This window comes from Micromonospora sp. NPDC047740, assembly GCF_043204735.1.
Lineage (GTDB): Bacteria > Actinomycetota > Actinomycetes > Mycobacteriales > Micromonosporaceae > Micromonospora.
Genome location: NZ_JBIDCT010000016.1, coordinates 78,310 through 91,613, shown reverse-complemented (window position 1 = coordinate 91,613; position 13,304 = coordinate 78,310). Strand labels below are relative to the sequence as shown.

The following is a 13,304-nucleotide window of genomic DNA, read 5'->3' as shown; positions in this document are numbered from 1 at the left end:
GCGTGCGTCAGCGGTGCTGCCGGGCAACCGCCTCCCGGCTCGCCCGGCTGGACGGCGCGGGGGCCACGCCCGGCGGGCAGTCGTCGCACTTCTCGTACGAGGTCCAGCTGTTACCGCCCGGGCCGACGTAGAAGAAGAGGAGACGGACGTGGTCGCCCTGGCGTAGGGCGGAGAGCTCGAACGACCCCTTGCCGTGCCTCGTGCCGGCCAGTTCCTCGACCGTCAACGCCACCGTAGAGCTGGGCCCCTCCGGATTCGCGAAGGACGCCCGCACCGCCCAGGTGCCCGAGCCGGTGATGTTCGCGTCCCGGCCGACGTCGACAGGCAGGAACTCGTCGAACACGTCGTAGGGCAGCCACTCCGCGGTGAAGCCGCCGTGGTCGTCGAAGGTGATGACGCGCTTTGAGCCGCTGCGCCAGGTGCCCACCACGTCCGCCGCGCGCAGGTCCACCGGGTCGCCGTAGTCGGCCAGCACCTCGCCGAGGGAACAGCCGGCGGCGACGACCGCGGCCACGAGCAGCGCGAGCACCCGTCGCATCGATACCCTCCTCGGCCGCGGATTGGAATCGACCGATCATCGCAGAGCTGCCCCCGGCCCGTCGGCCCGCCGGCGCGTCAGTTGCTGTTCACGCCCTGTTGACGCGGGTGGGGCTCTCGCAAGATCGACTGAGTTGCAATGAAATGATAAGCGCATCCTTATGTGGGTATGGTGGCGGCGGCAACACCGCGCCGTGTACCAGAACCACGTCGTCGAGATCTACAACCGCTCCTCCGCCAGCGTCAGCCTCACCGGCTGGAGCGTCCAGTACGCCTCGGTGGCCGGCCGCAACTTCCCGCATCACTTGTTCGAGGTATTGCAGGTGTTCGTTGGTGAAGACCGGCGCCTGGTGCTTCGTGACGAAACCAAATGGGCGTGAAGCAGGAAAAGCCAAGCGATGTTCCGGTGCGGGTCCTGCGGACACCAGGCCAACGCTGACGTGAACGCCGCGATCAACATCAGGGACGCCGCCGAGGCGCCGTCCTCATTCACCGGGCGGGCAGTCCGGGACAGGAGCCACTTGGCGTCCTGTCGACCACCCACCCAACGCCGGAGACGTACGGCGCTGTAAACGGGAATCTTCCGCCCTTAGGCGGAAGAGGATGTCAAGTTTACGAGGGCAACTCGCAGGTCCTCGACCACGTCCTGCTCTCCTCCTGGCTGGCCGCCCAGCCGTGCGTTTATGACGTGGTGCACGTCGACAGCGAGTTCCCGACGCAGCTCTCCGACCACGAACCCCAGGTGGTCCGGCTGACCTTCTGACCGGACAGCGCCGCCGCCCACCGCAATATCGGGTGGGCGGCGGCGCCACTGACGGGCTACCGTCGGGGCATGCAGATCAGGCGCAGCACCGTCGCGGCCGCGCGAGCTTCCCGCTCGCCGGTTGCCGCCGCCTGACCGACTCTTTCTCGCCGGCGACCGGAAACGGTCCGCCGGCGTCGTCGTGTCACACCACCGCCCGCGCGGCGGACCCTTCCGGTCGCTCCGACCCGGAAGGCCCATGCCATGACACCCGACGAGATCGTCCGCATCTTTCTCGACCACTACCACCGCCGAGATCACCGGGACGCGCCGGAGAGTTCCCTGATTCCGCCGCCCGGCGACCCGGTGCTGTTCACCACCTCCGGCATGCACCCGCTCACCCCGTACCTCCTGGGCCGGCCGCACCCGGGCGGCACGCGGCTGGTCGACGTGCAGCGCTGCCTGCGCACCACCGACCTGGACGAGGTCGGCGACCGCACCCACCTGACCGTCTTCGACATGCTCGGCTCCTGGTCGCTCGGCGACTACGACATCGCGAACAGCCTCCGCTGGGGGTATGAGCTGCTCACCGGGGGCTTCGGCATCGATCCCGGACGGCTGCACGCGACCGTCTTCGGCGGCGACGAGCAGGTCGGGCCGGACGAGACGGCCTGGGCGACCTGGACGGAGCTGGGCGTACCGGTCGAGGCGACCGGCGCGGACAACTGGTGGGACAACGGCCCGACCGGCCCGTGCGGGCCCGACTCGGAGATCTTCGTGTGGACCGGCGACGGGCCACCCATCGGCACGCCCACCACCGACGACCGGTGGCTGGAGGTCTGGAACCACGTCCAGATGCGCTACCACCGGCACGACGACGGCCGGCTGACGCCACTGCCGATGTCCAGCATCGACACCGGGATGGGACTGGAACGCCTGGAGATGGTGCTGCGCGGCCACCCGTCGGTCTTCGAGGGCGACGGGCTGCGCCCATGGGTCGACGCCGTCCGCGACCGGTGGCCGCTGGACGGGCCGGACCTGCGGATCGTCGCCGACCACCTGCGCTCCACCGTGGTGGTGCTGGGCGACGGCGTACGACCGGGCAACACCGGGCGCGGGTACGTGCTGCGCCGGCTCATCCGGCGGGCGCTCACCGTGTTGTGGCGCGACGACCCGGGGCGCGGCCTGACCGAACTGCCCGTCGAGGCGTACGCGGACACGCTGCGCCGGTTCCGGCAGCGGGCGGAGGTGGAGCCGCTGCGTGCGGTGCTCCTCGACGAGGAGCGGCGCTTCCGCGGGCTGCTGCGCCGGGGCCGCCCGCTGGTCGACCGGCTCCGCGGGCGCGGGCCGCTGAGCGAGCGCGACTACCACTGGCTGCACGACACCCACGGGCTGCCCCGCGACCTGGTCGACGGCCTGCTCACCGAGACCGGCTGACCCGGACAAAGGACACGGGAAGATAACTCGGGGTTCAAGTCCGGCGAAGATCGTTAGCCTCGATGGCTGACCGGACGACGTCGTCCGGAGATAGGTGGAGCAGGATGAACCTTCGAAGGAAGGTGGTGTCGCCCGTCGCGGCGGCCGGTGCACTGGCCATCATCACGAGCCTCACCGCGGGTTTACCCACGGCGGCACAGGCCGCTCCGGCGGCTGCGACATCTGATGCCCCGATCACCCATGAGGAGAACCCCCGGGTTCCCGTGGGGGCGGCGTGGACGGAGGCGTACTTCCCGTCCTCGGACGGTAGTGACGTCGAGCTGCACGCCGACGTGCTGCGCCCGGCAAACCTGCCGGCGGACGCGAAGACACCGGTGATCCTGTCGGTGGGTCCGTACTTCTCGCACGCCGGGCAGACCAGCCCCGAGGGATGGGACCGGGTCGGGCCGTCGGCGCGCTTCCAGGACTTCATCGACGGCGCCCGGCTCATGGAGCGCGGATACACCGTCGTGATGGTCGACCTGCGCGGCTTCGGTGGCAGCACCGGGTGCCTGGACTTCCTCGGCCCGGGGGAGCAGGCCGACATCAAGGCGGCCGTCGAGTGGGCAGCGAGCCAGCCGTGGTCGACCGGCAAGGTGGGCATGTACGGCAAGTCGTACGACGCCAACACCGGGCTGGCGGCCAACACCCTCAAGCTCAAGCCGCTGCAGGCGATCGTCTCCCAGGAACCGACGTGGAACAGGTACAACTACCTGTTCAGCAACGGGGTGCCGCGTTCCAACGCGACCAGCACCCCGCGCAGCTACTACTCGATCGCGACGATGCCGCCGCTGGCCGATGACAGCGAGCACTACAAGGCGAACGCGGCGTACGAGAAGAGCCACCCCGAGTGCGAGACCAACAACCTCACGAACACCCAGAACCCCGACCCGAAGGCGCCGTTCTGGCGTGACCGTGACTTCGCCTCCCGCGCCGCCGGGTCGCAGACGCCGCTGTTCGTCACGTCGGGCTTCATCGAGGACAACACCAAGCCCGAGGAGATGCAGAAGTACCTGGCCAACCACCAGGGTCCGGAACGCGGTTGGCTCGGCCCGTGGGAGCACGTGCGCGGCAACGAGACGAACAGCAAGGGCCAGCTCAAGATGGGACGGGCGGGCTGGTTCGACGAGGTGATGCGGTTCTACGACCAGCACCTGCGCGGCATCGAACCGTCGGTGACCGACCCGGCTTTCTCCATCGAGGACAGCCTCGGCAACTGGCGCGCCCAGCCGACCTGGCCGGTGACCAACGACGCGTACAAGGTGCGGCTGTCGCCCGGGCAGTACGTCGACAACGGCAGCAACGCGCAGGTGGCCGCCCGGTCGATGACGGCGGCAGAGGCCCCGGGCTGGGACATCGAGTACGCGCCGGAGGCCGGCTCGCTGACGACTGACCAGACGGCTCTGCTCAGCGCTGACGCACCCGGCAGCAGCTACTGGTCCTGGTCCACGCCCGCCTCAGAGCAGGTGCGGATCACGGGCTCGCCGGAGGTCACGCTGAAGACCAGGGGTCAGGGCAACGTCTGGGTACGGCTGTGGGACGTCGCACCGGACGGCAAGGCGACGATGTTCGACGAGAACGTCGCGGTGCTGGACCACAGTGGGTCGACCTCGTTCGAACTGAAGGCGACCGACTGGACCTTCGAGCCGGGGCACCAGCTGGGGGTCCAGATCGGGACCATCGCCTCAAGGGGCTGGCGGGCCGTGCCCTCGGGCGAGACGATCACCGTCACCGACGCGCGGCTCGCCGTCGAGGTGCAGGACCCGCGGTTCGACTCGCCGACCCAGGGCGACCGCTCGCCCTACCTGGACACGTACGTGCGGGCGAACACCACCACGCTCACGAACGTCGGCACCCCGACCTTCCCGCTGGGCGTTTCGAAGCAGGGTTAACCAAGCGGCTGCCCGGCACCCGCCTGTGCGGGTGCCGGGCAGTGGCGTACGCCCCCAGCTACCCGACGACATCGCCTGGCCCAGCCACGGCACACCCGGCGGCGACGGAGCGTGCGCCGGCCGCCCCGATCAGCCAGGATGACCTCCGAGAGACCGTCACCGGCCTGCGCCGCGACGGTACGACGGAAGGAGCCGCGTGTCGCCGTCCACCCTGCTGTCCCGTCGCGACCTGGCGTTCCTGCTCTACGACTGGCTGGACGTGACCCGGCTGACCGAGCGGCCCCGCTACGCCGAGCACACCAGGGACATCTTCGACGCGGCGCTGGACCTCTCCGCCCGGGTCGCCGCCGAGCAGTTCGCCACCCACAACAAGGCCGCCGACGCCACCGAACCGACCTTCGACGGGCGCCGGGTGCACACCATCCCGCAGGTCAAGGCCGCCCTGGACGTCTTCGCTCAGACCGGGCTGCTGGCCGCCACCATGGACACCTCCATCGGCGGGATGCAGCTGCCGAACGCGGTCGCCGCCGCCTGCTTCGCCTGGTTCCAGGCCGCCAACATCAGCACCGCCGCGTACCCGTTCCTCACCCTCGGCAACGCCAACCTGCTGCTCACCCACGGCAGCGCCGAGCAGATCGACACCTGGGTCCGGCCCATGGTCGAGGGCCGGTTCTTCGGCACCATGTGCCTGTCCGAGCCGCAGGCCGGCAGCTCCCTCGCGGACCTCACCACCCGCGCCGAGCCGCAGGACGACGGGACGTACCGGCTGGTCGGCACCAAGATGTGGATCTCCGGCGGGGACCACGAGCTCGCCGAGAACGTCGTTCATCTGGTCCTCGCGCGGATCCCCGGCGGGCCGCCCGGGGTGAAGGGCCTCTCGCTGTTCATCGTGCCGAAGGTGCTCCTCGACGCCGACGGCACGCTCGGCCCGCGCAACGACGTGGTGCTGATCGGGCTCAACCACAAGCTGGGCTACCGAGGCACCACGAACACGCTGCTCAATTTCGGCGAGGGGGTGCACCGGCCGTACGGGCGGCCCGGAGCGGTCGGCTACCTGATCGGCGAGCCGCACCAGGGGCTCGCGCAGATGTTCCACATGATGAACGAGGCGCGGATCGGCGTCGGCGCCGGTGCCACCGCCCTCGGCTACACCGGCTACCTCAAGTCCGTGCAGTACGCCCGCCAGCGCCCCCAGGGCCGGCCGGTCGCCGACAAGGACCCGACCGCGCCGCAGGTGCCGATCGTGGCGCACGCCGACGTCCGGCGGATGCTGCTGGCGCAGAAGAGCTACGTGGAGGGCGCGCTCGCACTGATCCTCTACTGCGGCCGGCTGCTCGACGAGGAGAAGACCGCCCCCGCCGAGGCCGACCGGAGCCGGGCCCACCTGCTGCTGGAGCTGCTCACCCCGATCGCCAAGAGTTGGCCGTCGCAATGGTGCCTGGCCGCCAACGACCTGGCGATCCAGGTGCACGGCGGCTACGGCTACACCCGGGACTACGACGTCGAGCAGCACTGGCGGGACAACCGGCTCAACGCGATCCACGAGGGCACCCACGGCATCCAGGCGCTGGACCTGCTCGGCCGGAAGGTCACCATGCGCGACGGTGCCGGTCTGGAGCTGCTGCTGGAGACGATGCGGGCGACGGTGACGCGGGCCTGGAAGGCGGAGGGGGAGGCGGCCGAGCTGGCCGGGCAGCTCGGCGCGGCGGTTGATCGGATCGCGGTGGTGACGCGGCGGTTGTGGGGGACCGGAGATCCGGAGCTGGCGCTGGCCAACGCCTCGCTCTATCTGGAGGCGGTCGGGCATGTGGTGATCGGGTGGATGTGGTTGGAGCAATTGCTAGCCGTCGAGCTGCTGGGAAGCCCGGAGGGGGCGGAGGGGGACTTTCTGGCGGGGAAGCGGCAGGCGGCGCGGTACTTCTTCCGGTACGAGCTACCGCGGACCGGGCCGCAGTTCGACCTGCTGGACAGCCTGGACCGGACCACCCTGGACACGCGGGAGAACTGGTTCTGACCTTCGGCGAAGGATGCCGACGGACAGCAGTTGTGACTACCGGCCGCGATCGTGAACGCTGCTGTGGTGGAGCACATCGAGAGGTTACTGGCCGCTGTCGCAGCGTGGGCTCAGCAGCGACACGACATCCATGCCGCGCTGGTGGTCGGGTCTCACGCCCGCGTCGAGGTTCCCGCGGACCAGTGGTCCGACATCGACATCGTCCTGATGGTCGACAATCCCATGGCCTACGTGGCCGACGCCAGCTGGCTGGCAGCTTTCGGCCGACCGTTGCTGACTTTTACCGAACCCACTGCGGTCGGCGGATTCATCGAGCGCCGGGTGCTCTTCGACACTGGGCAGGACGTCGACTTCGCGCTGCTGCCGGCAGACGCGGCGCAGCAGATCGCTACCCACCCTGAGGTCGCCCAAGTGCTCGGCCGGGGGTTCCGGGTGCTGGTCGACAAGCTCAACCTTGGCGAGATGCTCCCGCCAAGCGGTGCACCGATGCCGTCGGCTCAGCCGGATGCCGCTGCCTTCGGGCACCTGACGCACGACTTCTGGTATCACGCGCTGTGGACCGCCAAAAAGCTGCAACGCGGCGAGGTTTGGGTCGCCAAGCAGAGCTGCGACTGCTATCTCAAGGCGTTGCTGGTCAGGCTGCTCGCGTGGCACACGCAGGCATCGCATCCGCAGGTCGACACGTGGCATGAAGGGCGCTTCCTGGAGCGGTGGGCAGACAAGCGAACGCTCCTCGATCTCCGCAGCACTTTTGCCAGCTACGACGCCATCGACGTCGCCCGTGCCCTGTGGGTGACTGCCGACATGTTTGAACGACTTGAACGCGAGTGCGCCGAGCGTCTCGGGCTCAAGCTGACCGTTGCCCATGACGAGATCCGAAAGCACCTGCGGGCAGTACTGGCCCGCGCGAGTGGGGACAGGGAGTGATCTTCCCAGCGTAGACCGTGACGCGGTCCAGAGCTGTGCGGTGTACCGTCCGAATGGCGGGCGCCAGGACGCGGACCGGCTCCGCTGTCTCCAGTCCTCTCCCTGGAAGCAGGCGAAGGTATGGCTAGGAAGACCGACACGATCGGTGCCCGGATCCGGTACTGGAGGATGCGCCGTAGCGGGATGAGCCAAGCCGTCCTCGCTGGGCTCGCGGGCGTCAGCCAGTCGTACATCTCGCAGGTCGAGTCCGGTCGCAAGACCATTGACCGTCGGTCCACCCTGGTGGCCATCGCCGCCGCGCTGCAGGTCACGGTGGCTGACCTGCTCGGTCAGGGAACCGAACCCGGCGACCCGGCCCGGGAGCGTGCCGCCGAGGGCGTGCCGGCGATCTGGTCCGCGCTCATCGAGATCGAGGATGGCGAGCGCAGGCCGTTGACCCGGACCAGGGATGAGCTGGCCGCCGGCATAGCCCGCAGTGATCAGCTCCGCAACCGCTCCAACTATCCGGCGATGGCCCGGTTGCTCCCGGGCCTGCTGTTGGACGCCGCTGCGGTCGGGGGGGCTGTACTCGCTCAGGTGGCGTACCAGGCTTCGACGTGCCTGCGGCACCTCGGATACCGGCACCTGGCGCTCAACGCCGCGCGGGTCGCGGTGGCCGCCGCTGAGGACGTCGAGGAGCCGGCGTGGCTGGGGGCGTCCCGGTTCGCGTACGCGCAGAGCCTGCCGATCGAGTCTGCGGCGCTGGCCGCCAGGGCCGCCGACCGGTCGCTGGCTGAGCTTCAGGCCGCCGCCGCCGATGCGCGGGTCCGGCAGATGCTCGGTCAGCTGCACCTCTCGGCTGCGCTGGCCTCGACGGTGAGTGGGCGACCGGACGTCGCCCGCGACCATCTCTCCGAGGCGGCCCGTGAGGCGGCGAGCCTCGGGGATCCGTCGGATGGTGCCGGGTTCAACGGCTGCTGGTTCGGGCCGACGAACGTGGGGTTGTGGGAGATGTCCATCGCGGCGGAGCTGGGTGAGCCCGGCCGGGTGATCGAGTTGTCCCGGACGGTACGGCCGCAGGTCCTCACGGCGTCGATTCGCCAGATGTCGTACTGGCTCGACCTCGGCCGGGCGCTGGCCGAGTCCCGCCGCCGGGACGCCGAGGCGCTGGCGGCGTTCGTGCGGGCGGAGCAGGCCGCGCCGGTGCCGTTCGCGCTGAACCCCCTCGCCCAGGACGCCGTCGTCGCGATGGCGCAGCGGGCGAAGCGGCGGGCGGTCCCGAACGAACTTCGGTTGCTGGCCGGCCGGTTGGGCATCAGCCTGGCGTCATAACCAGCGGTAATTACGCCATCACCAATCCTCCCTAGTGTCCGGTTCGGGTGAGGCGCTTGCCTCCCTTGGCCGGGCGCGGCGTCGTCACGTTCCCTCGCGGGCTGACCGTCACGCCCCTACCAGCGGGGGTGGGGATGGGCGGTCGCGACGACACCGCCAGGCAGAGCACGGGCGAGCAGATCCAGGCGGCCGAGCGGGAGGCGGCGAAGCGGCGGCTCCTTGCCCTGGCCGAGGCGGATCGGATGCCGGTCGACGAGATCACTCGGGCGGTTCCGGAGCGGCGGTGGCGCCGCTCCACCAGCAGTGCCAGGTGTGATGACCCCTCGGCACCGCACACACAACGCGTCGCGTACGAGGAGTACCTGCTCGCCGTCGCGCTGACCCTCGCTCGGCGCCACCGGCCAGTCTGGTCCTGGCGAAAGTGGCGGCGGGTCTGTCGCTGCGGAGCCGACCTGCCCTGCCGTGCCCGCCACCGGATTCCGATCGGTCGTGGCCACTGGCCGCAGGGGGAGACCAGGTGAACGACGACCACGAGCAGGTGATCCTGCCGTGCACGTGCGCGGTCTCGACGGGATGTGTGTGGGGTGCCGGGCGTGGTGGTCGCGGCTTACTCCGTACCCGTGCTGGCAGGTGGAGTGGGCGACGAGCCGGCAGGCCCGGGTTATCACCGCACGTTTCCTGGGGGTTGGCGGGTAACCACGCACGGGCCGGTGCTGCCGATCTGGACCTGCGGTGGCTGCGGGGCGCCGTGGCCGTGCGCGACCCGGCGGCGGGAGTTGCGGGCGGAGTTCGAAGATGCTCCTGTCTCCCTGGCGCTCTACCTGGGGGCGCAGCTCGTCCGCGCCACCGCGGATCTGAGCTGGGCGCCCGCCGGCACGTTGCATCGGCGCTTCCTCGGCTGGCTGCGGGAGCATCCTGTGGCCGGGCGACGAGAGGTTCCACTAGCTCGTGACGAGAAGGCCCTTGTGGTGGCTCCAAAGCCACTGTAGGTACTGCTGCACTTCCTGCGGCGTGGCGACCCATCCGTTGTCCATGTAGTCGAGGATGCGTTTGATCTCGCCGGGTACGAGGTCGTAGGCGGTCGCCCCGGTCTCCGGGACGGGTGTGTCAGGGGAGACGGCCACGGGGAGCGGGATCATGGGGAGGCGAGATCCGGCCCTGGTGAAGGCTTTGAGAACTGTGAGGTAGACGCGGGTCAGGTGGTACGGGGAGACAACGAGCGCGAGGCTAGTGATACCGCGGGCTCGGACCTGGTTGACGATCCATGCGGCCTGCAAGCCGGTGTTGGGGGCCGGCTCGGCTTGGAGGTGGACACCATCGGTGCGACGAAGGCCGAGACTCCGTAGGTAGTCGAGGGTGATCTCGACGTAGGTCTCCTCAGCCGGGTTCCCGTTCGCCACCAGGAGGTGGCGGAGCGCCGGGTTCGCCTCCCAGCTGCGGATCGCATGAGTGAGACGCCATTCTTCGCCCTGACCCGTGGCTACCACGAGCGCGTCGACCTGGTCGGCAGCAGACTGGGGCAGCGTCAGGATCACCGTGAGGGCTTTCATGACCTCCAGAAGGCGGCCGGCGGTGAAGGCGGCCAGATCCTCTTCCGCCACCACCCGAGGGGCCGGCTGGTGGGGATTCACCGAACTGCCCCGGCCGCATCGTCGTGCGGGCGGGTGCGCAAGAGCAGGGACGCCAGATCGTCGGAGGTCATGCCCGCGATCCTTCCAGCCCTCATCGAAGCCATGGGCCCAACCACTTCCCCATGCGGCGGAGGGATCGCGTTGACGTGCAGGGCCGGGGCGAGACAACGGTCGTACGACGCCGCGAGCGACCTACAACCCTGGTCGTAGGTCATCGCAACGCTGGCACGACGACCCGTGGCCATGCCGGTACATACGCTGCCGCCTGTACCCGTCATGCGAGCGAAGGGATCCTCGATGTCCGTCCGCCACCTGCTTGCCGCCGCCAACGCCGCCCTGCTCGGGGCAGTTGGGCTTGCCGAACCGGCGGCCGCGCACATCTCGCTCCAGCCGGCCGCCGTCAGTGCTTACACCCTGAGCCCCGGGCGGATCGGGGCCATCGTGGCTGCCGTGCTGGCGTTGACCGGCGTGGTCCTCGGTGGGCTGGCCATGGCCCGCTCCGCCGGTCGGATCGGCGGCGGCAGCGGGCGACGCGGGGCCATCGGGGCCCTGGCGTTGGGGCTGACCGGCATGGCCATCGGTGGGGTGGTCGTGGTCACCGCCGACGGTGGTCTCGGCACCGGCAACGGGCTTGGCGGGGGCGTCGTGGCCCTGGTGGTGGGGCTGATCGGCGTGGCCCTCGGTGGGTTGACTCTGGCCCGCTCCCGCCGCATCGGCTGACCCGCAACACCGGTTCGCCGACCGCCCGCACCGTCCGGTGCTGACCAGCCCGGCGGCCCGCGTGCACGCGTTCTGCCGTCGTGACGCCGGGCGGGTCAGCGGCGGTCAGCTCTGCTTCGTCTCCCAGAAGATCTTCGAGATCTCCTCGATCTTCGCGAGCAGCTGCTCGGCCACGGCCGGGTCCGGGGAACCCTTCGCGCCGCCGGCACCGGCCAGCTTGGTCGCCTCGTTGAACAGGCTGTGCAGCTGCGGGTACTTCTCGAAGTGCGGCGCCTTGAAGTAGTCGGTCCACAGCACCCACAGGTGGTGCTTGACGAGCTCGGCCCGCTGCTCCTTGATGATCAGAGCCCGGGTACGGAACTCCGGGTCCTCGTTCGCCTGGTACTTCTCGGCGATCGCCTTGATCGACTCGGCCTCGATGCGCGCCTGCGCCGGGTCGTAGACCCCGCACGGCAGGTCGCAGTGAGCGCTCACCACGGTGCGCGGAGTGAACAAGCGTGACAGTCGCATGGGGGCTCCCTTTCTCCGAGTGGTACCGCTGAACGCTAAAACCTCCACCCCACTTCAGGTCAACGCAAGATCAGCAGGACGTTCGTCACGTCACCTTCGGCAGACCCGGCGCGGGCGGGGGAGATACCTTGAAGGATGCTGTGACCGTTGGGGCCGTTCGGAAACCCTGCTCAGGAGAGTGCATGGCATCGCGTACCGATCTCGTCGAAGATCTGATGAGCCGTTTCCCGCACGTGCCGCGCGAGGCGGTCATCAAGGAGGACCTGCTGCGCGGCGGTCTGGCCTTCGACGACTCGGCCCTGACCGACAACGAGCACGGCGACGTCAAACCGAAGTCGTACTTCATCTTCTCCTTCGACCACCGCACGCTGCCCGAGCTGGGCACTGCCGCACTGCGCCGGCCGCCGGAGGAGATCGTGCTCACCGGCGGCCCGTACGGGCTACGCCGCACCGTGGTCTCGGTCCGCACCAACCCCGGCTCGCCGTACCGGGTCAAGAGCGACGACGAGGGACGGCTGCGCCTGTTCCTCGACGACCGGCCGATCGCCGAGGTCGGGCTCCCGCCGATGCCGGACTACTACCGGCACACCCTCGCCAACGGCAAATCGGTCATGGAGGTCGCCCCGACCATCCAGTGGGGCTACCTGATCTATCTGACCGCCTTCCGGGTCTGCCAGTACTTCGGTGCCAAGGAGGAGTGCCAGTACTGCGACATCAACCACAACTGGCGCCAGCACAAGGCGGCCGGCCGCCCGTACACCGGGGTCAAGCCGGTCGACGAGGTCCTCGAGGCCCTGGCGATCATCGACAAGCACGACACCGAGAAGGCCTCCCAGGCGTACACCCTCACCGGCGGCAGCATCACCTCCCACGTCGGGGGACTGGCCGAAGCGGACTTCTACGGCCGGTACGCCCAGGCGATCGAGGAACGCTTCCCGGGCCGGTGGATCGGCAAGGTCGTCGCCCAGGCCCTGCCCCGCGCCGACGTGCAGCGCTTCCGCGACTACGGGATCCAGATCTACCACCCCAACTACGAGGTGTGGGACAAGCGGCTGTTCGAGCTGTACTGCCCCGGCAAGGAGCGCTACGTCGGCCGCGAGGAGTGGCACCGCCGCATCCTCGACTCCGCCGAGGTCTTCGGCCCGCGCAACGTCATCCCGAACTTCGTGGCCGGCGTCGAGATGGCCGCCCCGCACGGCTTCACGACCGTGGACGAGGCGATCGACTCCACCGCCGAAGGCCTGCAGTACTTCATGTCCCGCGGCATCACGCCGCGGTTCACCACCTGGTGCCCGGAGCCGACGACGCCGCTCGGCCGGACCAACCCGCAGGGCGCGCCGCTGGAATACCACGTCCGGTTGCTGGAGGTGTACCGGGCGGTGATGGAGGCCAACGGCCTGTCCAGCCCGCCCGGTTACGGCCCGGCCGGCCCCGGGCGAGCGGTCTTCTCGGTCAGCTCGTTCATGGACAGTCTCCCCGGCGAACCCGAGGCCGACCGGGCCTAGTCCGCGATCGGCTGGTCGCGGGCCAGCGCCGCCCGGCAG

13 protein-coding genes are annotated in these 13,304 nt (G+C 69.7%); 10 read left to right on the top strand and 3 right to left on the bottom strand.

Annotation, left to right across the window (positions count from 1 at the left end):
• Positions 1-7: 7 nt before the first annotated feature.
• On the bottom strand, positions 8-538 hold the full coding sequence (locus ACGF4F_RS27070; protein WP_357441489.1) for a hypothetical protein: 531 nt from the start codon (positions 536-538) through the stop codon (positions 8-10).
• A 193-nt stretch (positions 539-731) separates the two neighbouring features.
• Between ACGF4F_RS27070 and ACGF4F_RS27065 the strand changes: the two genes are divergently transcribed.
• The 8 genes from ACGF4F_RS27065 (at position 732) to ACGF4F_RS27030 (ending at position 9,420) form a co-directional block, all read left to right on the top strand.
• Positions 732-917 (top strand): hypothetical protein, encoded by a 186-nt coding sequence (locus ACGF4F_RS27065; protein ID WP_393081530.1) that lies wholly within the window; start codon positions 732-734, stop codon positions 915-917.
• Between the two features lie 18 nt (positions 918-935).
• A complete protein-coding gene (locus ACGF4F_RS27060) occupies positions 936-1,109 on the top strand; it encodes a zinc ribbon domain-containing protein (protein ID WP_357441486.1) in 174 nt (57 codons plus the stop codon).
• 434 nt (positions 1,110-1,543) lie between these two features.
• On the top strand, positions 1,544-2,716 hold the full coding sequence (locus ACGF4F_RS27055) for an alanine--tRNA ligase-related protein (RefSeq protein ID WP_357441484.1): 1,173 nt from the start codon (positions 1,544-1,546) through the stop codon (positions 2,714-2,716).
• Positions 2,717-2,820: 104 nt separating this feature from the next.
• Complete coding sequence (locus ACGF4F_RS27050) at positions 2,821-4,647, top strand: CocE/NonD family hydrolase (RefSeq protein ID WP_357441482.1); 1,827 nt, start codon at positions 2,821-2,823, stop codon at positions 4,645-4,647.
• Positions 4,648-4,843: 196 nt separating this feature from the next.
• Positions 4,844-6,661 carry an acyl-CoA dehydrogenase gene (locus tag ACGF4F_RS27045; RefSeq protein ID WP_357441480.1) on the top strand — a complete coding sequence of 606 codons (1,818 nt, stop codon included), beginning with the start codon at positions 4,844-4,846 and terminating at the stop codon, positions 6,659-6,661.
• 66 nt (positions 6,662-6,727) lie between these two features.
• Positions 6,728-7,588: an aminoglycoside 6-adenylyltransferase gene (locus ACGF4F_RS27040; protein WP_357441478.1), complete on the top strand. Its 861-nt coding sequence runs from the start codon at positions 6,728-6,730 to the stop codon at positions 7,586-7,588.
• A 120-nt stretch (positions 7,589-7,708) separates the two neighbouring features.
• Entirely contained in the window at positions 7,709-8,899 is a 1,191-nt protein-coding gene (locus ACGF4F_RS27035) for a helix-turn-helix domain-containing protein (RefSeq protein ID WP_393081523.1), read from the top strand.
• A 134-nt stretch (positions 8,900-9,033) separates the two neighbouring features.
• Positions 9,034-9,420 carry a hypothetical protein gene (locus tag ACGF4F_RS27030; RefSeq protein ID WP_357441474.1) on the top strand — a complete coding sequence of 129 codons (387 nt, stop codon included), beginning with the start codon at positions 9,034-9,036 and terminating at the stop codon, positions 9,418-9,420.
• A 420-nt stretch (positions 9,421-9,840) separates the two neighbouring features.
• Here ACGF4F_RS27030 and ACGF4F_RS27025 read toward each other — a convergent pair whose 3' ends face one another.
• A complete protein-coding gene (locus tag ACGF4F_RS27025; RefSeq protein WP_393081519.1) occupies positions 9,841-10,530 on the bottom strand; it encodes a YdcF family protein in 690 nt (229 codons plus the stop codon).
• Positions 10,531-10,827: 297 nt separating this feature from the next.
• Here ACGF4F_RS27025 and ACGF4F_RS27020 point away from each other — a divergent pair, with 297 nt between their 5' ends.
• Positions 10,828-11,250 carry a DUF6223 family protein gene (locus tag ACGF4F_RS27020; protein ID WP_357441472.1) on the top strand — a complete coding sequence of 141 codons (423 nt, stop codon included), beginning with the start codon at positions 10,828-10,830 and terminating at the stop codon, positions 11,248-11,250.
• A 105-nt stretch (positions 11,251-11,355) separates the two neighbouring features.
• Here the strand turns inward: ACGF4F_RS27020 and sodN are convergent, their stop codons facing one another.
• On the bottom strand, positions 11,356-11,760 hold the full coding sequence (gene sodN / locus ACGF4F_RS27015; protein WP_148798036.1) for a superoxide dismutase, Ni: 405 nt from the start codon (positions 11,758-11,760) through the stop codon (positions 11,356-11,358).
• Between the two features lie 182 nt (positions 11,761-11,942).
• Between sodN and ACGF4F_RS27010 the strand changes: the two genes are divergently transcribed.
• Positions 11,943-13,265 carry a radical SAM protein gene (locus tag ACGF4F_RS27010; RefSeq protein WP_357441470.1) on the top strand — a complete coding sequence of 441 codons (1,323 nt, stop codon included), beginning with the start codon at positions 11,943-11,945 and terminating at the stop codon, positions 13,263-13,265.
• Positions 13,266-13,304: the final 39 nt, after the last annotated feature.

Bases quoted from the DNA above. Each gene is read 5' to 3' on its own strand.
- ACGF4F_RS27010 (WP_357441470.1), top strand. From the start codon at position 11,943: ATGGCATCGCGTACCGATCTCGTCGAAGATCTGATGAGCCGTTTCCCG.
- ACGF4F_RS27030 (WP_357441474.1), top strand. From the start codon at position 9,034: ATGGGCGGTCGCGACGACACCGCCAGGCAGAGCACGGGCGAGCAGATC.
- ACGF4F_RS27060 (WP_357441486.1), top strand. From the start codon at position 936: ATGTTCCGGTGCGGGTCCTGCGGACACCAGGCCAACGCTGACGTGAAC.
- ACGF4F_RS27055 (WP_357441484.1), top strand. From the start codon at position 1,544: ATGACACCCGACGAGATCGTCCGCATCTTTCTCGACCACTACCACCGC.
- ACGF4F_RS27070 (WP_357441489.1), bottom strand. From the start codon at position 538: ATGCGACGGGTGCTCGCGCTGCTCGTGGCCGCGGTCGTCGCCGCCGGC.
- ACGF4F_RS27020 (WP_357441472.1), top strand. From the start codon at position 10,828: ATGTCCGTCCGCCACCTGCTTGCCGCCGCCAACGCCGCCCTGCTCGGG.
- sodN (WP_148798036.1), bottom strand. From the start codon at position 11,760: ATGCGACTGTCACGCTTGTTCACTCCGCGCACCGTGGTGAGCGCTCAC.
- ACGF4F_RS27050 (WP_357441482.1), top strand. From the start codon at position 2,821: ATGAACCTTCGAAGGAAGGTGGTGTCGCCCGTCGCGGCGGCCGGTGCA.
- ACGF4F_RS27035 (WP_393081523.1), top strand. From the start codon at position 7,709: ATGGCTAGGAAGACCGACACGATCGGTGCCCGGATCCGGTACTGGAGG.